General features: G+C 69.8%; 21 protein-coding genes and 1 pseudogene. 6 read left to right on the forward strand and 16 right to left on the reverse strand.

Annotated features, from left to right (window positions below; genetic code table 11):
* Position 1 precedes the first annotated feature (1 nt).
* Genes Q2100_RS11150 through Q2100_RS11165 form a run of 4 tightly spaced genes read right to left on the reverse strand, consistent with a single transcriptional unit; the run spans position 2 to position 5,243 of the window.
* Positions 2–1,774, reverse strand: coding sequence for an FAD-binding protein (locus Q2100_RS11150; protein WP_302914109.1), 1,773 nt, complete (start codon positions 1,772–1,774; stop codon positions 2–4).
* Positions 1,771–2,691 (reverse strand): 3-carboxyethylcatechol 2,3-dioxygenase, encoded by a 921-nt coding sequence (locus Q2100_RS11155; RefSeq protein ID WP_302914110.1) that lies wholly within the window; start codon positions 2,689–2,691, stop codon positions 1,771–1,773. The genes Q2100_RS11150 and Q2100_RS11155 overlap by 4 nt, the downstream gene beginning before the upstream one ends.
* The gene (locus tag Q2100_RS11160; protein WP_302914111.1) at positions 2,639–4,345 is read right to left on the reverse strand and encodes a bifunctional 3-(3-hydroxy-phenyl)propionate/3-hydroxycinnamic acid hydroxylase; all 1,707 of its coding nucleotides are present in this window, start codon (positions 4,343–4,345) and stop codon (positions 2,639–2,641) included. Before Q2100_RS11160 ends, Q2100_RS11155 begins: the two co-directional genes overlap by 53 nt.
* A 31-nt stretch (positions 4,346–4,376) precedes the next feature.
* Positions 4,377–5,243, reverse strand: a complete 867-nt coding sequence (locus Q2100_RS11165; protein ID WP_302914112.1) for an alpha/beta fold hydrolase — start codon at positions 5,241–5,243, stop codon at positions 4,377–4,379.
* Positions 5,244–5,362: 119 nt separating this feature from the next.
* Between Q2100_RS11165 and Q2100_RS11170 the strand changes: the two genes are divergently transcribed.
* The 3 genes from Q2100_RS11170 to Q2100_RS11180 are packed head-to-tail and all read left to right on the forward strand — an operon-like array spanning position 5,363 to position 8,334.
* On the forward strand, positions 5,363–6,073 hold the full coding sequence (locus tag Q2100_RS11170) for an IclR family transcriptional regulator (RefSeq protein WP_264013296.1): 711 nt from the start codon (positions 5,363–5,365) through the stop codon (positions 6,071–6,073).
* 18 nt (positions 6,074–6,091) lie between these two features.
* Entirely contained in the window at positions 6,092–7,714 is a 1,623-nt protein-coding gene (locus Q2100_RS11175; protein ID WP_302914113.1) for an FAD-dependent oxidoreductase, read from the forward strand.
* A gap of 32 nt (positions 7,715–7,746) precedes the next feature.
* Complete coding sequence (locus Q2100_RS11180; protein WP_269893570.1) at positions 7,747–8,334, forward strand: TetR/AcrR family transcriptional regulator; 588 nt, start codon at positions 7,747–7,749, stop codon at positions 8,332–8,334.
* Here the strand turns inward: Q2100_RS11180 and meaB are convergent.
* Positions 8,323–9,201 carry a methylmalonyl Co-A mutase-associated GTPase MeaB gene (meaB, locus tag Q2100_RS11185; protein ID WP_302914124.1) on the reverse strand — a complete coding sequence of 293 codons (879 nt, stop codon included), beginning with the start codon at positions 9,199–9,201 and terminating at the stop codon, positions 8,323–8,325. The genes Q2100_RS11180 and meaB overlap by 12 nt on opposite strands.
* Positions 9,202–9,237: 36 nt before the next feature.
* The gene (locus Q2100_RS11190) at positions 9,238–10,389 is read right to left on the reverse strand and encodes a thiolase family protein (protein WP_264013299.1); all 1,152 of its coding nucleotides are present in this window, start codon (positions 10,387–10,389) and stop codon (positions 9,238–9,240) included.
* Positions 10,390–10,464: 75 nt separating this feature from the next.
* On the opposite strand from Q2100_RS11190, the gene Q2100_RS11195 reads away from it, so the two are divergent.
* A complete protein-coding gene (locus Q2100_RS11195; protein WP_264013300.1) occupies positions 10,465–11,229 on the forward strand; it encodes an SDR family NAD(P)-dependent oxidoreductase in 765 nt (254 codons plus the stop codon).
* A complete protein-coding gene (locus tag Q2100_RS11200) occupies positions 11,226–11,975 on the forward strand; it encodes an SDR family NAD(P)-dependent oxidoreductase (RefSeq protein WP_302914114.1) in 750 nt (249 codons plus the stop codon). The genes Q2100_RS11195 and Q2100_RS11200 overlap by 4 nt, the downstream gene beginning before the upstream one ends.
* A 61-nt stretch (positions 11,976–12,036) precedes the next feature.
* Here the strand turns inward: Q2100_RS11200 and Q2100_RS11205 are convergent, their stop codons facing one another.
* From Q2100_RS11205 to Q2100_RS11245, 9 genes are all read right to left on the reverse strand, one after another.
* A complete protein-coding gene (locus tag Q2100_RS11205; protein ID WP_302914115.1) occupies positions 12,037–12,954 on the reverse strand; it encodes a TauD/TfdA dioxygenase family protein in 918 nt (305 codons plus the stop codon).
* A gap of 43 nt (positions 12,955–12,997) precedes the next feature.
* Complete coding sequence (locus tag Q2100_RS11210) at positions 12,998–14,059, reverse strand: PhnD/SsuA/transferrin family substrate-binding protein (protein ID WP_302914116.1); 1,062 nt, start codon at positions 14,057–14,059, stop codon at positions 12,998–13,000.
* A 28-nt stretch (positions 14,060–14,087) separates the two neighbouring features.
* Positions 14,088–14,795 carry an ABC transporter ATP-binding protein gene (locus Q2100_RS11215; protein ID WP_302914125.1) on the reverse strand — a complete coding sequence of 236 codons (708 nt, stop codon included), beginning with the start codon at positions 14,793–14,795 and terminating at the stop codon, positions 14,088–14,090.
* A 4-nt stretch (positions 14,796–14,799) separates the two neighbouring features.
* Positions 14,800–15,657 (reverse strand): ABC transporter permease, encoded by an 858-nt coding sequence (locus Q2100_RS11220; RefSeq protein WP_302914117.1) that lies wholly within the window; start codon positions 15,655–15,657, stop codon positions 14,800–14,802.
* A gap of 1 nt (position 15,658) precedes the next feature.
* On the reverse strand, positions 15,659–16,597 hold the full coding sequence (locus Q2100_RS11225) for a TauD/TfdA dioxygenase family protein (protein ID WP_302914118.1): 939 nt from the start codon (positions 16,595–16,597) through the stop codon (positions 15,659–15,661).
* A gap of 166 nt (positions 16,598–16,763) precedes the next feature.
* The gene (locus Q2100_RS11230) at positions 16,764–17,531 is read right to left on the reverse strand and encodes an enoyl-CoA hydratase/isomerase family protein (RefSeq protein ID WP_302914119.1); all 768 of its coding nucleotides are present in this window, start codon (positions 17,529–17,531) and stop codon (positions 16,764–16,766) included.
* A 15-nt stretch (positions 17,532–17,546) separates the two neighbouring features.
* Complete coding sequence (locus Q2100_RS11235) at positions 17,547–18,629, reverse strand: acyl-CoA dehydrogenase family protein (protein WP_302914120.1); 1,083 nt, start codon at positions 18,627–18,629, stop codon at positions 17,547–17,549.
* Positions 18,616–19,431: an acyl-CoA dehydrogenase family protein gene (locus Q2100_RS11240; protein WP_302914121.1), complete on the reverse strand. Its 816-nt coding sequence runs from the start codon at positions 19,429–19,431 to the stop codon at positions 18,616–18,618. Before Q2100_RS11240 ends, Q2100_RS11235 begins: the two co-directional genes overlap by 14 nt.
* Complete coding sequence (locus Q2100_RS11245) at positions 19,409–20,812, reverse strand: class I adenylate-forming enzyme family protein (protein ID WP_302914122.1); 1,404 nt, start codon at positions 20,810–20,812, stop codon at positions 19,409–19,411. Before Q2100_RS11245 ends, Q2100_RS11240 begins: the two co-directional genes overlap by 23 nt.
* Positions 20,813–20,953: 141 nt before the next feature.
* On the opposite strand from Q2100_RS11245, the gene Q2100_RS11250 reads away from it, so the two are divergent.
* Positions 20,954–21,268 carry a 2Fe-2S iron-sulfur cluster-binding protein gene (locus Q2100_RS11250; RefSeq protein ID WP_302914123.1) on the forward strand — a complete coding sequence of 105 codons (315 nt, stop codon included), beginning with the start codon at positions 20,954–20,956 and terminating at the stop codon, positions 21,266–21,268.
* Here Q2100_RS11250 and Q2100_RS11255 read toward each other — a convergent pair.
* A pseudogene (locus Q2100_RS11255) lies at positions 21,253–21,446 on the reverse strand (CoA transferase); the annotation flags it as partial. The gene Q2100_RS11250 and the pseudogene Q2100_RS11255 overlap by 16 nt on opposite strands.

Raw genomic sequence — 21,446 nt, forward strand, 5'->3', positions numbered from 1 at the left:
GTTACCTCCGTGGGCTGTCGAGGGTCGAGTGGTGGGGGATCGAAGGGATGTCGGCGGTGTCGCCGCCGGCGATGTGCCGGGCGGCGACATAGCCGAACGTCATGGCGGGGCCGATGGTCGCGCCTGCCCCGGCGTAGCTGCGGCCCATCACCGCGGCCGATGCGTTGCCGACCGCGTAGAGTCCGGCGATCGCCGTGTCGTCCTCGCGCAGCACCCTGGCGAACTCGTCGGTGCGCAGACCACCCGAGGTGCCGAGGTCCCCGAGGATGATCTGGAACGCGTAGTAGGGCGGCCTGCCCAGCGGGTGCAGGTTCGGGTTGGGCAGCGTCGGGTCGCCGTAGTAATTGTCGTAAGCGCTGTCACCGCGGTTGAAGTCGTCGTCGTGGCCGCTGCGCGCCAGTTCGTTGAACCGCTCGGCCGTCCGGCGGAGCTGCCCCGGCGGCACGCCGATCTCGGCGGCGAGCTCCTCGAACGAGTCACCCGCCTTGACGATTCCGGAATCGAGCCAGGCCTTCGGGACCTTCCACCCGGTGGGCACCGGCGCGAACGGGATCTTCGGCAGCGGCAGGTGGCCGCCGACGACGTAGCGGTGGAACGAGCGGACGTCGGTGACCAGCCAGCACGGGATGTGCTCCACACCGGTGCGATGGCCCTCGATCATCGCGTGGGCGAAGTCCATGTAGGGCGCCGCCTCGTTGATGAAACGCTCCCCCGCCCCGTTGACGACGAACTGCGCGGGCATCATCCGTTCGTTCAGCATGAACTGCAGCCGCCCGTCCGGCCAGCACATCGCCGGGAACCACCACGCCTCGTCGAGCAGCTCGGTGGCCGCGCCGACCTTCTGTCCGGCCCGGATGCCGTCACCCGTTGCGGCCGGATTGCCGAAGCTCCAGTCCTTATCCAGCTCGGGCAGGTACTCGCGGCGCCAGGTCATGTCGTGGTCGAAGCCACCGGCGGCGATGATCACCCCGCGCCGCGCGTGGATGCGCACCGACCGGCCGTCCTTCTCGACGACGGCCCCGATCACCGCTCCCCCGTCGTCGGTGACGAGCTCGCTCATCGGTGCGTCCAGCCACAGGGGGATGTCCTGCTGCTTCATCGCCAGCCGCATCCGCGCGGCCAGCGACTGGCCGATCGCCGCCATCCGGTCGCCGAACACCCGGGCCCGCACCATCCGCCAGATGAGTTTGAGCAGCACCGCCTTGCCTCGCCAGTTCTGCCTGACCTGGTAGAACAGCCGCAGATCCTTGGGCGCGAACCAGATTCCCTTCGGCGCGAGGGCGAGCGGCGCAAGCAGCTGCTGCTCCTCGTCGCCCAGCTCCCGCAGGTCGATGGCAGGCACGTTGATGGTGCTGCCGAGCGCCGAGCCGCCGGGCAGTTCCGGGTAGTAGTCGGCGTAGCCGGGTTTCCAGACGAATTCGAACCACGTGCTGCGTTGTTCGAGGAACTCCATCATCTCGGGCGCGCGGTCGACGTAGGTGCGCAACCGCGCGTCGCTGACCAGTCCGCCGGTGATGGTCCGCAGGTAGGTGAACACCTCGTCGGGATCGGGCACGTATCCCGCCCGGCGCTGCGACGGGGCGCCCGGAACCCAGATGCCGCCGCCCGACAGCGCGGTGGAGCCGCCGTACTGCGACGCCTTCTCCACCACCAGCGTGTCGAGCCCCGCCGCGTCGGCGGTCAGCGCAGCGGTCATCCCGCCTCCGCCGGAACCGATCACGAGCACGTCGACCTCGGTGTCGAAGCCCGCGGCGCCCGCCGCTGCGGACGTCATACGGCGACCGCCGTCCGGATCGCGAAGCCGGCGATCAGGTCCGGCGCCGCCCGGTAGAACCGCTGTTCGGTCCGGTAGCCACCCGCGGCGGCCTGCAGGGCGGCGAAAGCCGCCACCCAGGTGCGGATCTCGTGTCCGGAGTTACCGCCCTCGCGGGCGATGAAAGAATTCGACCAGCCGTCCAGGTCGGTCAGCCAGCCCTCGTCGAGGATCTCCAGCAGCGTCTGGTCCCACACTGGGTTCAGGGGTTGCAGCCCGCTCTCGCCACGGGCGAAATGCTGTGCGGCGTCGATCACCGCGGCCTGCCTGGCCATCCGCGCCTCGGTGCTCATCGGAGCCCCGTGCACGATGCGCTCCAGCGCGGCGGGCGGCGCCGTCGCCAGCGTCGGCACCGGCGGGTCGTGTGACAGCCCGCCCGAGCCGATCACCAGCACCCGCTTGCCGAGTCCGGCGAGGAAGCCGCCCACCGCCGCACCGAGCATCCGGGACCGTTTGAGCGGACCGAGCGGGGTGGCGACGGAGTTGATGAAGATCGGCAGCACCGGGCGCGACGTCGGATCGCCGAACAGCTTCTCGAGCGGTTGGACGGTGCCGTGGTCGACGTCCATGCTGGCCGAGATCGCCACGTCGACACCGGCCTCCCACACCGCGCTCGCGCAGTCGTTGGCCGTCGACTCCGGCACGTCGAGCGGCCCGGCGTGGGTGCCGAAGTCACCGACACCGCGGGCGGACGTGCCGATGCAGAACGGTGGCATCAGCCGGTAGAAGAAGCCGTTGTAGTGATCGGGCGAGAAGATCACGACGAGCTCCGGGTCGAAGGCGGTGACGAAGTCTCGGGCGTCCGTGATGGCCGTCCCGATGTCGTCAAGGAGTTCCTGCGACGGTCCCGGAAGATTCAACAGTGGACTGTGCGACATGCAGCACAGCGCCACTTCCGTTGTGGAGGTTCCCATCTGGTTCGTTGCCTCCTCTCTGGGTGACATGCAGCACCGCGAACAGTGCCTCGCTGGTCTCGGGTGCGCGCTGGGCGATGCAGGCGCCGGCGATGCAGCGGTCCGGCCGCAGGAACAGCACCGACTCGGCGTGCGCGTCGAACCACGCCTTCACCGCGCCGGTCCGGTCGCCGACGATCACGACGTCGGGGTCGTCGTGTCCGGTCCAGTGCAACTGGGTCACCGGCCGGGCGGCGACAAACCTGGCGCCCAATGCCTTCCAGCGGTCGAAGATCTGCTCGCCGAGCAGGGCGCGCGGGTTGTTGTTCCAGCACAGCACCGCGAATCCGGTGCCGAGGACGTCGTCGAGCAGCACGCCCGCCTGCTCCCGGGTGTCGACGCGGGGCTGGATGAACAGCGTGCCGGTGGGCGACGTCGGCGTCGGCGCGTGGTCGTGGTGGACCGCACCCTGCTCGTAGCGCGGCATCGGCTTGAACCGCATCTCGAGCACGTAGCGCTTCAGCGTCGGGACGACGGACGCGCCACGGATCACCCTGTCGCGCAGCGCCGCAACGCGACGGTTCGTCGGGGAGATGACGCGGCCCACCATCGTGGACAGGTCGATCATCGCCCGGGCGTGCTTGCGGCGTTCGACGTCGTAGGTGTCCAACAGCGCGTCACCGGCCTGGCCCTTGATCACCGCCGCCAGCTTCCAGCCGAGGTTGGCGGCGTCGCGGATGCCACTGTTGTACCCCTGCCCCTGCCACACCGGCATCAGGTGTGCGGCGTCGCCGGCCAGGAACATCCTGCCGGCGCGGAATGCGCCGGCAATGCGGGAGTGGTGGGTGTAGACCCGGTGCCGGATCACGTCGACGCGCTGCGGGTCCGGAACGAATCGGCCGAGCATCCGCTCGATGAACGCCGGCTCCTCGACCTGCTCGTCGGACTCGTCGGCGTGGATCATGAACTCGAACCGGCGGATTCCGTGCGCGATCGAGATCGAGGCGTACGGCCGCTCCGGGTCCGCACCGACCTCGCTGTTGGGGTGGCCCAGCGGATCGTTGGCCACGTCGACGACCAGCCACCGGGTGGCCGAGGTGGTGCCCTCGAACGACACCCCCATCAACCTGCGAGTGGCGCTGCGGCCGCCGTCGCACCCCACGAGATACCGCGCGGTGACCGGGTTCTCGTCACCCGACAGCCGCACCGTGACGCCGCCTTCGGTCTCGGCGCACGCCTCCATCCGGCTGCCCCAGGCCACCTGCACGTGGTCGAAGCGGTCGAGGCCCGCGAGCAGTTCGGCGTCGACCATCGGCTGGACGAATCCGTTGCGCTTGGGCCAGCCGAAGCGGGCGTCGGGCGGGGCCATCTCGGCGAGCAGCCGCCGGTTGCGGTCGAAGAAGCGCAGGATCTGGTTCGGGACGGTGTGCGGGAGCACCTTGTCGACCAGGCCGATCGCCTGGAATGTGCGCAGCGCCTCGTCGTCGAGGCCGACGCCGCGCGGGTAGTCGATCAGGCTGTCGCGCTCGTCGACGACGAGTGTGCGTACGTCCTGCAGGCCGAGGATGTTGGCCAGCGTGAGCCCGACCGGCCCGCCTCCGACGATGACGACATCGGCCTCGCGGAGGGTTCCGCTCATCACTGCCCTCTGCTCTTCGCGCAAGCGCTCATCACTGCCGCCCAAGGAGGAAGTCGAGGTGCAGCCGGTTGAACGTCTTCGGATCCTCGTACTGCGGCCAGTGACCGCAGCCGGGCATCACCTCGAAGCGGGCGCCCGGGATCATCTCCGCGATCCGCCGGCCCTCGCTGACGTCGGCCGTCGGGTCGTCACTGGTCCACAGCACCAGCGTGGGCGCGGAGATCGCGCCGTAGTCATCGGGTTTCATCAGATTGCGGGCACGGATCTCGGGATCCTGCAGTGCCATGATGTCGCGCATCGCGTCGACGAAGCCGGGTTGCCGGTACACCCGCTGCCGGCTGGCGACGATGTCGTCGTAGCCCTTCGACTTGTCGGCCATCAACCACTTGATGCGGGCCTGCACGGTCTCCCACGTGGGGTTCTCGGCGGCGGCCATGGACAGCGTGATGATCCGCTTCATCACCTCCGGATCGGCCTGCGAGCCGCCGGCGGTGTTGAGCACCAGCCGCTCGAGCCGGTCGGGGTGGTCGACCGCGAACCGCGACGCCACCCAGCCGCCCAGCGACTCGCCGCTGATGTGGGCCCGCTGCGCGCCGATCGCGTCGAGGACCGCCAGGAGGTGATCGACGTAGTGGCGCACCTCGAGCGGGTGGCCCGGTCTGTCGGTGTAGCCATGGCCCAGCATGTCGACCGACCAGGTCGAGAAGTGCTCCGCATGCGACTCGAGGTTGCGCACATAGGCCTCGGCATGCCCGCCGGAACCGTGCAGCAGGACCAGCGTCGGCAGGGACGGGTCGCCTGCGTGCAGATAACGGGTCCGCACGCCGCCGACATCGAGGTACCCCTGCGAGAACGCGACGCCCTGGAGGTCGCTCCACACGCTCTCGTGCTCGGACATGGTCCCCTTCCCGGCGACTCCGCTGCTCGGCTGGCGGAAATGACATTCTCGCTCAGTGCGAACAATGTGTGCTAATATCGCACCGTCATGTGCACTATGTTAAGAGCATCACTCTCGTAATGACGTCTGTCAAGGGAGACGGCCCCAATCCGCCGGACAAGCTCGCCGCCGGGTCCCAGACCCTCGCGCGCGGGCTCTCTGCGCTGCAGGCGGTCGCCACCTCGCCGACTGGGCTGACGGTGCAACAGGTCGCCGACTTCGTCGGCGTGCACCGCACCATCGCCTACCGGCTGCTCGGCACCCTGGCGCAGTTCCGCTACATCACCAAGGGCGAGGACGGGCGCTACCGGCCGGCGTCGGGTCTCGCCCTGCTCGGGGCGTCCTTCGACAACAACGTGCGTCAGCTCAGCGTGCCGGTGCTGCGCGGACTGGCCGACGAACTCGGCGCCACCGTCTCACTGCTCATCGCCGAGGGTGATCAGCAGGTCGCGATCGCGGTGATCGCCCCGACCCACGTCTACTACCAGCTGTCCTTCCACGAGGGCAGCCGCTACCCGCTGGACCGGGGCGCCGCGGGCATCGCCCTGCTGTCGAGCATGCCGCCGCGACCGGGCGAGCGCGATCTGGTGCCGCAGACCCGAGAGCACGGCTGGGTGATCACCCACGGCGAGGTCGAGCCCAACACCTACGGTCTGGCCGTGCCGGTACGCCGGCGACCTCCGTCTCCGCCCACCTGCATCAACCTCATCTCGCACCGCGAAGACGTGGTGCGAGAAGGCCGGGCGGCGGTCATCGACGCCGCCGCGAAACTGTCCACGATCCTGTCCTAGAGGATCGCCCAAAAGGAGATGACTGCGGTGACCGAGTGGAACCACGCGACCGACGTGGTGGTGCTGGGCAGTGGCGGAGCCGGGCTGACCGCAGCACTGACCGCGGCCGCGGACGGCGCGGCGGTCGAGGTGTACGAGAAGGCCGCCACCGTCGGCGGCACCACCGCGGTGTCCGGCGGGATCGTGTGGATCCCCGCGCACGACCGCGCACCCGACGGCGAATTGACCGCCGAGGACGCGCTGAGCTACCTGCGCGCCCAGTCGCTGGGCTACATGGACGACGACCTCGTCGAGACGTTCGTTCGGACCGGCCCGGCGATGCTCGACTTCGTCGAGGCGCACAGCGACCTGCGGTTCGTCGTCGCGGAGGGCTTCCCCGACTACAAGCCCGAACTGCCCGGCGGCCGGCCTGCGGGCGGGCGCTCGCTGAACGCCACGCCGTTCGACCTGGCGAAGCTGGGTGACTGGCACGACCGGATCACGTCGTTCCCCGCCGACTTCAGCAACGTCGGCATCGACGCCGAGACCCGGGCCCGCATCCACGCGACCGCCGACGAATCCCTGACCGAACCGTGTGTGGCGGGTACCGCGCTGATCGCCGGGCTGCTCAAGGGCCTGCTCGACGCCGGTGTCACGCCGACCACGCAGGCGCGGGCGGTCGAACTGATCGCCGAGGACGGTCGCATCGCCGGAGTGCGGATCGACCACGGCGGCACGCAGATCCAGGTCCGGGCCCGGCGCGGCGTCGTCCTGGCCAGCGGTGGTTTCGAGTGGGATCCCGCCCTGGTCGACGCTTTCCTGCGGGGGCCGATGCGCGGCCCCGTCTCACCGCCCAACAACACCGGTGACGGCCTGCGGATGGCGATGGCCCACGGCGCGGACCTGGCCAACATGGGCGAGGCCTGGTGGGTGCCGATCGTGCAGATCCCCGGCGACACCATCGACGGCCACCCGCGCAGCCGCAGTGTCCGCCTGGAACGCACGCGGCCGCGCAGCATCATCGTCAACCGCGCAGGGCAGCGGTTCGTCAACGAGGCGGGCGAGTACAACTCGATGGCCGGCCCGTTCCAGTACCTCGACCCCAAGGGTGGGTACGTCAACGACCCGGCATGGATCGTGTTCGACTCGCTGCACCTGAAGAAGTACGGCTTCCTCGGGGTGGAGCCCGACGGGCCTGCGCCGGGCTGGTTCTCGAAGTCCGCCGACCTCGCCGAACTGCAGGAGAAGACCGGCATCGCCGCCGAGGGGCTGGCCCGCACCCTGGAGGCGTGGAACCGCAACGTCGCCGACGAGGTCGACCCCGACTTCGGCCGCGGGTCGAGTGTCTACGACGGCTACTGGGGCGACCAGAGCGCCGGCTCACCGGCGCTGCAGACGCTCGGGCCCATCGACACGGCGCCGTTCTACGCGGTCCCGGTGTCCATCGGCGCGATGGGCACCAAGGGCGGCCCGCGCACCGACCGCGACGGCCGGGTACTGCACGTCAGCGGCACACCGATCGCCGGCCTGTTCGCGGCCGGCAACGCGATGGCGGGCGCGACCGGAAAGGCCTACGGCGGCGCGGGCGGCACCCTGGGTCCGGCCATGGTCTTCGGGCTGCGCGCCGGGCACGCCGCGGCCACCGGCGAATCGCTGGACTGACCGTTCCGTAGCCGCCCGGCTACCCTGACGGGGTGCTCGCAGACTCCGCCACCGACGGCCGGTTCGCCGCGATCCCGCGCTCGGCGGCGCAGCTGCGCGTGCTGGACGCCGCGCTGGCGTTGATCTCCGAGCGCGGAGTGAGCGCGACATCGCTGCAGATGATCGCCGACCGCATCGGCGTGACCAAAGCCGCCGTCTACCACCAGTTCCGCACCAAGGACGAGATCGTCATCGCGCTGACCGAGCGGGAACTCGGCGGGCTCGAGGACGTGCTGGAGGCCGCGGAGGCCGAATCCGACCGCGTGCAGGCCCGCGAGCTGCTGCTGCGCCGGGTCGTCGACCTCGCCATCGAGCGTCGCACCGCGGTCAGCGTGCTGCAGTTCGATCCCGTCATCGTGCGGTTGCTGGCCGAGCACCGGCCGTTCCAGCGCTTCATCGACCGGCTCTACGCGGCGATGCTCGGCGACGAGACCGGCAGCCGGGCCCGGCTGCACGCAGCGATGCTGTCCGGCGTGATCAGCGTCGCGGTGATGCACCCGCTGGTGGTGGACATCGACGACGAGACGCTGCGCGCCGAGCTGCTGCGGACGATGCGCCGCATCGTCGACCTACCCGGGTGACTCCTCGGGTGCGGCGAACAACTGCTCGGCAGCGGTGTACGGGTCGACACTGCCGTCGGCGACGCGATCGGCCAGCCCGCCCAGTGCCGGATGTGTGCGCAGCAGCGTCTGCGCCAGCGACAGGATCTGCGTGCGGGCGCGCGCGGCACGCCGCTCGGCCGTGTCCGACCGGTGATGGGCGTCGATCGCCTCGGCCAGTTCGGTGACGCCCTCGCCCTGCGCGGCGACCAGTTTGAGGATCGGCACGCTCACCTCACCGCGCAGATCGCGCACGGTCTGGTCGGCGCCCTCGCGGTCGGCCTTGTTGACCACCACCAGATCCGCGACCTCGAGCAGGCCGGCCTTGGCGGCCTGCACGGCGTCGCCCGCGCCGGGGTTGAGCACCACCACCGTCGGGTCGGCGATCGCGGCGATCTCGATCTCGGACTGGCCGACGCCGACCGTCTCGAGCACCACCAGGTCGTAGGACAGCGCCGCCAGCAGCCGGATCGCTGCGGGCACCGCGGCTGCGAGCCCGCCCAGGTGCCCGCGGGTCGCCACCGATCGGATCAGCACATCGGGGTCGTTGATGTGGGCCGCCATCCGGATCCGGTCACCGAGCAGCGCGCCACCGCTGTAGGGCGACGACGGGTCGACGGCCAGCACCGCCACCCGCAGGCCGCGGCCCCGGTAGACGGCGACCAGCGCAGCGACCGTCGTCGACTTGCCCGCACCCGGCGGCCCGGTGAACCCGACGACGCGCGCTTCGTGCACACCGACCGCCGCGAGCACCTCCTCGCGGCGCGAGCCCTCGACGAGGCTCAGCAGCCGGCCCGCCGCACGGGCCGATCCGCCGCGGGCTGCGGCGACGAGCTCGTCGACATCCATTCCGGGGTGAATCCGGGATTGCGGCATCAGCGGAGCCTAGGGTGCCGCGACCTCGATCACGGTCGCCGAGCCCATTCCACCGCCCGCGCACATGGCGGCGACACCGATGCCCCCGCCACGGCGGCGCAGTTCGTGGACCAGTGTCACCAGCATCCGCGCCCCGGTGGCGGCGACGGGGTGGCCGAGCGAACACCCGCTGCCGCTGACGTTGACCCGGTCCGGATCGATGCCGAGCAGCTTGACGGTCGCCACGCACATCGCGGCGAACGCCTCGTTGATCTCGAAGAGGTCGACGTCGGACACGGCAAGGCCGGCCCGCTTGAGCGCCTTGGGGATCGCCTCGACGGGTGCGAGGCCGGTGAAGGCCGGGTCGACACCGACCGACGCCCATGACCGAACGGTCGCCAGCGCGGGCAGGCCGAGCCGGTCACTGGCGATGGTGAGCGCCGCCGCGCCGTCGTTGGCGCCGCAGGCATTGCCGGCGGTGATCGAGAAGCCCTCGATCTCCGGGTGCAGTGGCTTGAGCCCGGCCAGCTTCTCGAGGCTGGTGTCGCGGCGCGGATGCTCGTCGGTGTCGAAGACGCCGTGCGGCGTGTCGATCGCGACGATCTCCTCCTTGAAGCGGCCCTCGTCGATTGCCGCGATGGCCTTGCGATGCGAGCCGTAGGCCCACTCGTCCATCTCCTCGCGGCTCACCCCGGCCCGCACCGCCGCGTTCCAGCCGACTGTGATCGACATGTCCATGTTCGGCGCGTCGGGCCGGTTCGGGTGCGTCGGCGGGAACCAGTCGACCAGTTCGGCGTCTTTCTCACTGCTCACCCGCCGCTTGAACCGCGGCGACGTGGACGCCGAGTTCACCCCGCCGGCGATGATCAGTTCGTCCATGCCGGCGCGGATACTCGCCGCGGCGCTCTGCACGGCCGCCTGTCCCGCCGCGCAGTGTCGGTTGTTCGACAGCCCGGGCACCGACTGCAGACCTGCGGTGATGGCGGCGTGCCGGGCGATGACACCACCGCCGTAGAGACCCTCGCCGAGGATCACGTCGTCGACGCGTGTCGGGTCGAGTTCCGCCGCGGCGGCGGACACCACGTGGTCGGCCATCGTGTAGGCGTCGGTGTCGCGCAGCGTGCCCTTCATCGCGGTGCCGATGGGGATACGCAGTGCGTTGACGATCACGGCCTCGGGCATCGCGGGCTCCTCTTGACTCGGGTGAGAATGTTATTCTCACAGTCCGAGAGTGTCAGTTGCAAGAAGGGGAACCGCATGCAGATCGCGGGAAGCGCGGCGATCGTCGTCGGTGGTACCGGCGGACTCGGTGAGGCGACGGTCCGCCGTCTGCACGGCGCGGGCGCCAAGGTCGTGGTCGCCGATGTCGCCGACGACAAGGGCCGCGAGCTGGAGTCCGAGCTGGGCGTGCGCTACGTGCACACCGATGCGACGTCCGAGGAGTCGGTGAAGGCGGCGATCGCCGAGGCGCAGTCGCTCGGCCCGTTGCGCATCTCCGTCGACACCCACGGCGGCCCCGCCAGCGGTGGCCGGCTGATCGGCAAGGACGGCTCGCCGCTGGACCTCGACGGCTTCAAGCGGACCATCGAGTTCTACCTGACGGCGGTGTTCAACGTGATGCGGCTGTCGGCCGCGGCGATCGCCACGAGCGAGCCGCTCGACGAGGGCGCCCGCGGCGTCATCATCAACACCGCCTCGATCGCGGGATACGAGGGCCAGGTCGGCCAGCTGCCCTACGCCGCAGCCAAGGGCGGTGTGCTCGGCATGACTCTCGTTGCCGCCCGCGATCTCTCGCCGCTCGGCATCCGCGTGGTCAGCATCGCACCCGGCACGATCAACACCCCTGCCTACGGGAAGGCCGCCGACCAGCTCGAGCAGTACTGGGCGCCGCAGGTGCCGTTCCCCAAGCGGATGGGCCGCTCGACCGAGTACGCCCAGCTCGCGCAGAGCATCATCGAGAACGACTACCTCAACGGCGAGGTCATCCGCCTCGACGGGGCACTGCGCTTCCCGCCCAGGTGACTTCGTCGCTGGCGGGAAAGGTCGCGTTCGTCGCGGGCGCCAGCCGCGGCATCGGCGCGACCGTCGCGAAGGCGCTGGCCGCCGAGGGTGCGGCCGTCGCGGTGGCCGCCCGTTCCGAGGAGCAGGGCAAGCTGCCGGGCACCATCGGCTCGGTCGCCGACGCGATCACCGCGGCGGGCGGACGAGCGCTTCCCGTGCCGTGCGACGTCACCAGCGAGGCCTCGGTGGAAGCCGCTGTGGCGGCGACCGTTTCGGAGTTCGGCGGGATCGACGTGCTGGTCGCCAACGCGGGCGTGCTGTGGTTGGGACCGGTCGAGTCGACCCCGCTCAAGCGCTGGCAGCTGTGCCTCGACGTCAATCTGACCGGCGTGTTCCTCGTGACCAAGGCCGTGATCCCGCATGTGCGGGCGCGTGGCGGCGGCTCGCTGATCGCGGTGACGACCACCGGCGTCGGGATGGTCGACGCCGGATCGAACGCCTACTGGGTGTCCAAGGCGGCCGTCGAGCGGCTCTACCTCGGGCTGGCCGCCGATCTGGAGGCCGACGGCGTCGCCGTCAACTGCCTGAGCCCGTCGCGCGTGGTGCTCACCGAGGGCTGGCAGGCCGGCGGCGCAGGCATGGAGATCCCGCCGGAGATGGTCGAGCCGCCCGAGGCGATGGCCCGCGCGGCGGTGCTGCTGGCCGGCCAGCGGGCCGACGGCATCACCGGCACGGTTCAGCGCTCGGAAGAACTCACGTCCCGTTGACTCTGCGTCCAGGGCGTGCCTTTCTCGCACATCGCCGCCCTGAACGCGAAGTCAGCGCGCGTCAGATCGCGTCGAACGGTTCGCCGTCCAGCGCCACCGACGGCAGGCCGTCCGGCCCGACCGGCACGTCGCCGACCAGCGTCACGCGGTAGAGCCTGCGGTCGTCGTCGGTGGTCAGGTCCGACGGCGCGAGGTGCACGGTCGAGCGGTTGTCCCAGAACGCGATGCTGCCCGGCTCCCACTTGAACCGGACGGTGTGCTCCGGGCGCGACAGCTCGTCGTAGAACAGCCCGAGCAGACGGCGGCTCTCATGCGGCGACACCCCGACGATGTGGCTGGTGAAGCCCGGGTTCACGTACAGCGCGCGCTCCCCCGTCTCCGGATGCACGCGCACCACGGGATGCTCGGTGAGCAGCGGCCGCCGGCTGACCCGTTGCCGGTAGTCCTCCGTCGCGGTGGTGCCGTCGGGCGGTGAGAAGCGGTGCACCGCACGCAGGCCGTCGGCGAGCCGCCGTACCGGCTCCGACAATCCTTCATATGCGGCAACGGTGTTCGACCACTGCGTGTCTCCCCCGTAGGGCGGGATCACCTCCGCCCGCAGGATCGACGCTGCCGGCGGATTGACCGCGGCGGTGACGTCGGCGTGCCAGTTCGCCCTGTCGAAGCCGCGGCTGGCGCCGTACCGGGCCTTGAAGCGGTCGCGGAAGATCGGGTAGATCGTGGGGTACTGCGGGTCCGGGATCGCGTCGAACAGCGGGTGCGCCGGAGTGGGATCGCCGAATGCCGAGGCGAACCGCAGGTGGTCGTCGTGCCCGATGAACTGGTCCCGGAAGAACACCACCTTCCACTTCAGCAGTGCGGCGCGGATTTCGGCGACGTGCGCGTCGCTCAGCGGTGCGGTGAGATCGACGCCGTGGATCTCGGCGCCGGTCCAGCCGGACTGGGGCCGGACGTCGAGCGCCTGGGCTACCTGTGTCACTCGTGACTCCTTCTCTCGAAATTCTGGGAACTCTCGTGGCCGATCACTGTTCGATGGGGCGGGGCTGTACACCGTCGAGTTCGTTCTGCGCCGTGACGATGTCGTTGTAGCGGCCGTCGACGTAGGGTGCGACGTCGACGCGGGTCTTGGTGGTGCCGGTGTCGAAGAGTCCGTCGGCGACGGTCTGGAACAGGGCGGTCGACGAGGCGTCGATCGGGTAGTAGGAGGCGATGCCGTCCTCCTCGTAGAGCTTCTTGCCCTGGTCGAACGTGATGCCCTGCTGCTTGACGTAGTACTCGTCGATCCACTCGTCGGCGTGGGTGTCCTTCCAGTTGTTGGCCGCCACCGCCCGGCCGACGTAGTCGCCGATCGCCGCCACCTTCGCGGGATCGTCGAGGATGTCCTTGCGCACGATCAGGCTCTGGATCCCGGTGTTGATGCCCTTGCCGTCGCCGAGGATCGGCGGTTCGCCGAGTTGGTAGTACTGGTTGCCCAGCACGATCGCCGCCTCCACCGCGCCGGCGGCGAACGTCGGAACCACCTCGGCCCCGGCCAGTTCCACCGGCTGCACGTCGGTGCGCAGGTCCAGTCCGTGCTGCTTGAGCAGGGCGGCGGTGACCATGTGGCGGCCCGAACCCGGCGGGTAGGCCACCCGCTTTCCGCGAAGGTCCTCGATCGTGTTGACGCCGCTGTCCGGCCGTGCCACCAGGTAGTAGCCGCCCGAGGTGCCGGGATTGGCCTGCAGCCCGATGGTCACCAGGTCGGTGACACCGCTGTCGACCGCGATGGGCACCGGCGCCTCACCGATGGAGCCGACGTCGGCGGCGCCGGACCGCAGCGCCTCGATCACCGCCGCGCCGCCGCTGAAATCGGCGAACTCGACGCTGTAGGGCGTGTCCTTACCCGCGCCGGCGAGGTCCCACGGCAGCGACTGTGTCGCGTTCTGTTCGGCGACAACCAGTTTGGTGCCGGGCGGCACCTCCCCCTTGGTGGCGATCTGAACCGAGTCGATGGCTTCGCCTGCTTCGTCGTCGGAGAGGCCACAGGCGGCGGCCAGCAGTGTGGCCGTCAGTGCGACAGTGAGTTTCCATCCGGATCTGGGCATGCGTTGTTCCTGTTCTGTGTGCGGAAGGTCATTGGTCGTCGGTGACGCCGAGCTCGGTGAGCAGCCGGGTCCGCAAGTTTGCGAACTCCGCGGATGCGCGCTTGCGCGGCTTGGGCACCGCCACCTCGGCATCGAGCGAGATGGTGCCGTCGGTCAGCACCACGACGCGGTCGGCCAGCAGGATGGCCTCGTCGACGTCGTGGGTGACCAGGAGGACGGCGGGCGTGTGGCGGCGGCACAGGTCCTGAAGCAGCCCGTGCATCTTGATGCGGGTGAGCGCATCGAGGGCGCCGAAAGGCTCGTCGAGCAGCAGCAGTTCAGGTTCGCGCACCAGTGCGCGGGCCAGCGCGACGCGTTGCGCCTCGCCGCCGGACAGGGTGCGAGGCCACGCCTTGGCCTTGTCGGCGAGGTTGACCTCGGACAAGGCGGCAAGGGCCTGCTTGCGCACCGCGCCGTTGGACGGCAGGCCGACGGTCACGTTGGTCCGCACGCGCTGCCACGGCAGCAGCCGCGGATCCTGGAACACGATGGCGCGTCGCTCCGGCACCCGCACGAAGCCGTCTACCTCACCGTCCAGCGCGCCGAGTGCGCGCAGGAACGTGCTCTTGCCCGAGCCGCTGCGGCCGAGCAGTGCGACGAATTCACCCGCGCGGATCTGCAGATCCAGGCCGTCGAGAACGGTGGTGTCGCCGAACTGCTTTCGCAGGTTGCGGACCAGGACCACCGTCTCGGTCAGCGTGTCAGTCTCCGTCATAGGCCCGTCTCCAGGTGAGCAGCCTGCTCTCCAGGAAGCGCACGATCAGGATCGACGACAGCCCGAGCGCGGCGTAGACGGCGATCAGCACGAAGACGACGTCGACCTGGAAGTACTCCCGTGCGTCGGTCATCATCCGGCCGAGGCCCTTCTTGGCGTTGATGGTCTCGGCGAAGATCAGCGCCAGCCACGAGGCGGTGAGGCCGAGGCGCAGCCCCACCAGGAATCCGGGCAGTGATCCGGGCAGGACGACGCGGTAGATCAGCTCCGTGCGGCCGGCGCCGAAGGATCGGGCCGCCTCGACGAGGCCGGCATCGACGCTGCGGATCGCGCTGAACGTGTTGATGTAGATGGAGACCGCCACCGCGATGGTGATGAGCGTGATCTTGGGCACCTCGCCGATGCCGAACCACACGATGAGCAGCGGGACCAGGGCGAAGTTGGGGATGGCGTTCAGCACTTCCATGTTCGCGTCGACGAAGTTCTCGCCGATCCGCGACAGCCCGGCGATCAGCGCCAGTCCCAGCCCGAGTGCGATGCCGAACACCAGCCCGTAACCGACCCGCAGCAGGCTGGTCGACAGATGCTCCTGCAGCGACCCGTCCAGGATGAGTTGGTAGCCGGCACGCACCACCCGGGTCGGCGGTGGCACCGTGCGGGAGTCGAAGGCGCCGGTGGAGGAGAGCAGCTGCCACAGACCGACCAGGAGCACCGGCCCGAGCAGGCGCTGCAGCTGGCGTGGGACGCGGCGCTTGGGACGGCTCTCGCGGTGTGCCGCCCGCGGATCGACGAGCCTGGCCGCGGACGCGCTGCCCGCCGCCCGCGGAGTCAGCACGGTCGCCATCTCAGGCGGCCCCGAAGAACTCACCAGAGATCGACTCGGACGCCCGGCCGTCGGGCCCGACCGGCACGTCGCCGACCAGCGTGATGCGGTGCAGCACCCGGTCACCCTCGACGTGCTCGAAGTCGCGCGGCGCCAGGTGAAGCGCGGCGCGGTTGTCCCAGAAGGCCACGCTGCCCGGCTCCCACTTGAAGCGCACGGTGTACTCGGGCCGGCCGATCTGCTCGAACAGCAAATCCAGCACGTGCCTGCTCTCCCGCGGCGACAGGTCGACGATCTCCCGGGTGAACGACGGATTCACGTACACCACGCGCTCTTTGGTCTCCGGGTGGACACGGACCACCGGATGGATCGAGGCCAGCGGATTGGTGCGCACCAGCTCGCCGATCTTCTCACTGCTCCGGTCGGCCGAGAACGTAGCGCCGAAGCGGTGTTCGGCGCGCAGGCCGTCGATGAACGCACGCACCTCGGGCGCCAGACCCTGGTAGACCGCTGCGACATTGGTGAACTGGGTGTCGCCGCCGTACGGCGGGACCGTCTCGGCGCGCAGGATCGAATGCGACGGGGGGTTGATCAGCGGCGTGACGTCGGCATGCCACTGCGGGCCGTTGGGGCTCTGCTTCTTGCGGTACCTGGTGCCGTAGCGGTGATCGTAGGCGGCCGGTGAGACCGTGTGGATCTGCGGGAATTCCGGTGGCGCCGAGTCACCTTCGTACGGATGCCCCGGTGTCACGTCGCCGAAGCGGGCACCGAACGCGATCTGCGCCGCGTGGTCGAGTGTCTGGTCGCGGAAGAACACCACCTTCCACTTGTGCAGCGCCGAGCGGATGACCGCCGTCTCTTCGTCGGACAGCGGCGCCGACAGGTCGACACCCGTGATCAAGGCACCGGTCCAGCCGGACAGCGGAGTCACCTGCAGCGCGGTCTTGGTGGCAGTGGTCATCGTCTTGTCCCCTCGAAGTCATACCGTCGTCAGCGATTCGAACGCTAACGGCATGACTCCGGGGCGCTACCGGTTTAGATCGCCCTGAATTTGTCGTTGATCCTGCGGCCACGGCGACGAGAACTCGCACATTCGCGCCGTGGGCGCAGAGTCAACGCATGCGGGGCTATGAGTTCTTGGCGATCAGACCGTCGACGATCCGGTTGAAGTCATCGGTTCCGAACGACACGTATTCGGACAGGTTGGCGTAGTCCAGCGACGCCATCACCGACTTCTCGAGCTGGATGTTCATCAGCCGCTTGGTGGCTTCCAGCGCCTGCTGCGGCAACTCCATGATCTTCTTCGCGCACGCGATCGCCTCGGTGAGCGGATCGGCCACCACGTGGTTGGCCATCCCGAGTTCGAGGGCGCGGGCGGCCTTGATCCGCACACCGGTGAACGCGAACTCCTTGGCCTGCAACAGGCTGATCTGCGACGGCCACACCAGTGGCCCGCCGTCGGCCGCGACCAGTCCGATCGACACGTGCGGATCGGCGAAGAACGCCGTCTCGGCCATGTAGACGATGTCGGACAGCGCGGCCAGGCTGCAGCCCAGGCCGACGGCCGGACCGTTGACCGCGGCGACCACCGGGATGCGGCACCGCACCATTCCGATGACCAGGTCGCGGCCGTGCTTGATCGTCTTCTGCCGCAGCGCCTCGTTCTTGCGCAGTTCGTCGAGGTAGTTGAAGTCGCCGCCGGCCGAGAACGCCCGTCCCGCACCGGTGATCACCGCCGCCCTCGCATCGGCGTCCTCGTTCAGCGCCTCCCAGATCCGGGCCAGCCCCACGTGCAGCGGGTCGTTGACCGCGTTGAGCTCGTCGGGGCGGTTGAGCGTGATGATCCGCAGACCGCCATCGGCACGGACGTCGATCTCGTCGGGCATGTCGTACATGTCAGTTCCTCTCGCTCACAATCCCAGGATGCGTTGGGCGATGATGTTCTTCTGGATCTGCGATGTGCCGCCCATGACGCTCTGGGCGCGGCTGTACATGTAGGCGCCGAAGAGATCCTCGTCGCCGGTGCCCACCGTCGCGAGCGCGGCATGCCCGACCGACTGCTCGACCCACGTCATGAGCAACTTGTCCAGCGACCCGTCCGGTCCGTGCTTGATGCCGTCGAGCTGTTCGGAGAGTCGCCTGCGCACGTGCAGCCGCAGCATCTCGGTCTGCACCCATGCCCAGGACAGCTCGTCGGGCGCCGGCCCGTCGACCCGGGAGGCCAACTGGCGCACCGTCTTCCCGTATCGCGCCGAGAAGCCCAGCGTCGACGGTTCGCGCTCGTGGCTGACCACCGTCATCGCGAGCTTCCAGCCTTCGCCCGGTGCGCCCACCATGTTGTCGGCGGGCACCCGCGCCCCGTCGAATTCGACCTGGCCGAACTCCCTGGTGACGCCGCTGATCATCTTGAGCGGGCGCTGCTCGATTCCGTCCTGGTGCATCGACACGATGAACGCCGAGATGCCCTTGTGCTTCGGCACATCCTTCTCGGTGCGCGCGAGCACCAGGCACCAGTCGGCGACGTCGGAGTAGCTCGTCCAGATCTTGTGGCCGTGGATGACGTACTCGTCACCGTCGCGGACCGCCGTCGTGGTCAAGGATGCGAGGTCCGACCCGGCGCCCGGTTCCGAGAAGCCTTGGCACCACCGCTCCGTGCCGTTGATCATGCCGGGCAGGAAACGTTGCCGCAGTTCCTCGCTGCCGTGGTGACTCAGGCCGACGACGAGGTAACCCAGACTCGGCCGTGCCGGCGCGCCTGCCTTCGCGATCTCCTCGTCGACGATGACGTCGTAGACCGGTGGCAGGTCCTGGCCGCCGTAGGCCTCAGGCCACGACGTGCCGAAGAATCCGGCCTGGAAGAGCGCCTGATGCCATTCGCCGGCCTTGGCCCAGTACTCGTCGCCCGAGGTCGGGAATTTGCCCTTCTGCTCGGTCAGCCACCCGCGCAACCGATCCCGGAACGCGGCCTCGTCGGGTCCGTCACGAAAGTCCAATGGTCAGCTCCTCCAACTTGACGGGCCAGGCCTCCGTGGCGGCCAGCACCCGACGCAGGTAGACGTGGGCCAGGCACTCCCAGGTGTTGCCGATGCCGCCGTGCACCTGGATCGACGTCTCGCACACGGTCAGTGCCGAACGCGCACAGTAGATCTTGGCCACCCGGGCGGCCTCGACAGCCTCGGTGACCGGCAGTTCGTCGACGGCCCAGGCCGCGTGGCGCGACACGCTGATCGCCCCCTCGATCAGCGCCAGGCTCTCCGCCAGCAGGTGCGCGACCGCCTGATACGACCCGATCGTCGATCCGTACTGTTCGCGGACCTTGGCGTACTCGCATGCCAGCGCATGGGCGCCGCGGGCCGCGCCGACGATGTCCGCCGTGGTCGCCGCGAGCGCGAGCGCATACCAGCGCATCCGGTCCTCGTCCGACAGCTCGGTCAGCTCGGCGGGTGACTCGTTCACGCCGGCAAGGCTTCCGGTGAGGTCAACCGACGCGGGCACGGTGTCGGGCGACGCGAGTTCGCGACCGAGCCTGCGCTGCAGGTCGTCGGCGAGCACCGGACCGAGGAACGGAACGTCGACCAGGCCGCGGCCGAACTCCTCGGCGACGATCGCCACCTCCACCCCGGACGCCTCGTCCGAGCGCAGCGACCGCCACCCGGTCGACGCGACGGTCTTCTCCAGCCGGGCGGCGCGGCCGTCGTCGTCGAGGTCGGCCACCGACCCCGGACCGAGGTCGTCGGCGAGCTTGGCCGCAGCGTCCCGGAGCTGCTGTTGTTCACTGGTCAGTCGGACGTCCATGAGCCTCCTTGAGCACGCGGCGCAACACCTTTCCGGACGGTAGGCGGGGAATCTCAGGCACGAACACCACGCGGCGGGGCTGCTTGTAGCGGGCGAGCCGGTCGCCCACCAGTCCGACGAGTTCCTCGGACGACACCGGCGCGCTGGTGGTCACGGCCGCGATGACGGCCTCGCCGTCGGCCGCGTCGGGCACCCCGAACACCGCGCAGTCCTCGACCGCCGGGTGGCCGTGCAGCACCGCCTCCACCTCGGCGGGCGCGACCTGGAAGCCGCGCACCTTGATCATCTCCTTGAGCCGGTCGGTGATTCGCAGCCAGCCGTCGGCGTCGAGCGCGCCGACATCGCCTGTGCGGTACCAGCCGTCGCTGAAGACTTCGGCCGTCGCCTCGGCGGGCAGGTAGCCGGCCATCACGGCATCGGACCTGACCTGGATCTCGCCGGTCTGCCCGGGCGGCAGCACCGCCGCCGTCTCGGGGTCGACGATGCGCACACTCACCCCGGGGACGGGCCGGCCGACGGTGTCCAGCCGTGCGCCGTCAACGGGGTTGGCCGCGATCACCGGGACCTCGCTCGTGCCGTAGGCGGCGACCCACCGCACGCCGACGCGCCGGGTGACGCTGTCGGCGACGCTCTGGGTGACCGGGGTGGCGCACCACATGATGTAGCGCAGCGAGGACAGGTCGTGGCTCTCGAGCTGCGGATGCCCGGCGATGGCCAGCGCGATTGGCGCCACCGACATCTCGATGGTGATCCGGTCGGCCGCGATGTGACGCAGCATCGCGTCGACGTCGAACCGGCGATGCAGCCGGATCCACGCCCCGGTGTCCAGTGCCATCGCGATGTTGAGCAGGCCGAGGATGTGCGACGGGGGCGTCATGGTCTGCATCCGGTCCGTCGCCGACAGTTCCAGCGCGTCGCGCCACTGCCGCACGGCGGCGGCGAACGCGCGGTGGGTGTGTCGGACCGCCTTGGGCATGCCGGTGGTGCCCGAACTGAACACCAGCAGCGCGTCGGAACCGGGCGGCGGCGCGGGGAACGTCCGCATGCCGGGTGCGATCGGTTCGTCGAGATGCAGCATCGGCACGAGTTCCGCCAGCAGCGCCTGGTCGCCGACGGCGTGCGATGCTCCGGTCAGTGCGAGGGCGTTCTGCACCTCGAGGCGCTTCCATGCCGGGCTGATCAGGACGACGGCCGCGCCCAGCCGCCAGATCGCCCGCAGGGCGACGACGAACTCGGGGCGGTTGGACGACATCAGCGCCACCCGGTCACCGGCGCGCACACCGCGGTGCTCCAGGGTGGTGGCCATCCCGTTGGCCATCGCGTCGAGTTGTGCCAGGGTGAACTCGCGGTCCTCGAAGGCGAGAGCGACCGGGTCAGTCACGTGTCGGCCTCCTCGCACACCGCCGCTTACGCCCTCCTCGTGCCGCACCGAGCCGGTGCCGAACTCGTCTTGAGAAGAGCCTATCATTAGAAGAGAATAGAGTTCTCTTATAACCAGAATGACGATGCCCAGAGGAGTCTGATGACGGCCGAACCGATGACCGACGCTTCCGCCGCACCGGGTGAGATCACCTTCATCTTCGATCGTGCGAAAGTGTCGGTGGCCGGCCGCCCCGGCGAGACGCTGCTGGAGAGCGCCCGCCGCGGCGGGATGACGCCACCGTTCTCCTGCGAGGCGGGCAACTGCGGCACCTGCATGGCCAAGCTGACCGAGGGCACCGCCACCATGCGGGTCAACGACGCCCTCGACGACGACGAGGTCGAGGACGGCTACGTGCTCACCTGCCAGGCGGTGCCGGACACCGCGGTCGTCATAGTCGACTACGACGACGTCTGAGCCTGCACCGGCAGGGGCGGCGGCGGCCGGTACTCGGGGCTGAACCCCGACACCCGCACCGGACTGCCGACCAGCCGGTACGGCCCCGCGTCCACCAGCGCCTCCGGCGTCGCGTCGAGCGCCTGAGGCAGGCTGCGCACCGCCGCGGCGGGGATTCCCAGCGGGCGCAACCGCGCCT

This window comes from Mycolicibacterium arseniciresistens, assembly GCF_030519285.1.
Classification (GTDB): domain Bacteria; phylum Actinomycetota; class Actinomycetes; order Mycobacteriales; family Mycobacteriaceae; genus Mycobacterium; species Mycobacterium arseniciresistens.

Bases quoted from the DNA above. Each gene is read 5' to 3' on its own strand.
- Q2100_RS11150 (WP_302914109.1), bottom strand. From the start codon at position 1,774: ATGACGTCCGCAGCGGCGGGCGCCGCGGGCTTCGACACCGAGGTCGAC.
- Q2100_RS11155 (WP_302914110.1), bottom strand. From the start codon at position 2,691: ATGTCGCACAGTCCACTGTTGAATCTTCCGGGACCGTCGCAGGAACTC.
- Q2100_RS11250 (WP_302914123.1), top strand. From the start codon at position 20,954: ATGACGGCCGAACCGATGACCGACGCTTCCGCCGCACCGGGTGAGATC.
- meaB (WP_302914124.1), bottom strand. From the start codon at position 9,201: ATGGATGTCGACGAGCTCGTCGCCGCAGCCCGCGGCGGATCGGCCCGT.
- Q2100_RS11170 (WP_264013296.1), top strand. From the start codon at position 5,363: ATGACGTCTGTCAAGGGAGACGGCCCCAATCCGCCGGACAAGCTCGCC.
- Q2100_RS11230 (WP_302914119.1), bottom strand. From the start codon at position 17,531: ATGTACGACATGCCCGACGAGATCGACGTCCGTGCCGATGGCGGTCTG.
- Q2100_RS11165 (WP_302914112.1), bottom strand. From the start codon at position 5,243: ATGTCCGAGCACGAGAGCGTGTGGAGCGACCTCCAGGGCGTCGCGTTC.
- Q2100_RS11175 (WP_302914113.1), top strand. From the start codon at position 6,092: ATGACTGCGGTGACCGAGTGGAACCACGCGACCGACGTGGTGGTGCTG.
- Q2100_RS11240 (WP_302914121.1), bottom strand. From the start codon at position 19,431: ATGGACGTCCGACTGACCAGTGAACAACAGCAGCTCCGGGACGCTGCG.
- Q2100_RS11160 (WP_302914111.1), bottom strand. From the start codon at position 4,345: ATGAGCGGAACCCTCCGCGAGGCCGATGTCGTCATCGTCGGAGGCGGG.
- Q2100_RS11210 (WP_302914116.1), bottom strand. From the start codon at position 14,059: ATGCCCAGATCCGGATGGAAACTCACTGTCGCACTGACGGCCACACTG.
- Q2100_RS11225 (WP_302914118.1), bottom strand. From the start codon at position 16,597: ATGACCACTGCCACCAAGACCGCGCTGCAGGTGACTCCGCTGTCCGGC.
- Q2100_RS11195 (WP_264013300.1), top strand. From the start codon at position 10,465: ATGCAGATCGCGGGAAGCGCGGCGATCGTCGTCGGTGGTACCGGCGGA.
- Q2100_RS11190 (WP_264013299.1), bottom strand. From the start codon at position 10,389: ATGCCCGAGGCCGTGATCGTCAACGCACTGCGTATCCCCATCGGCACC.
- Q2100_RS11220 (WP_302914117.1), bottom strand. From the start codon at position 15,657: ATGGCGACCGTGCTGACTCCGCGGGCGGCGGGCAGCGCGTCCGCGGCC.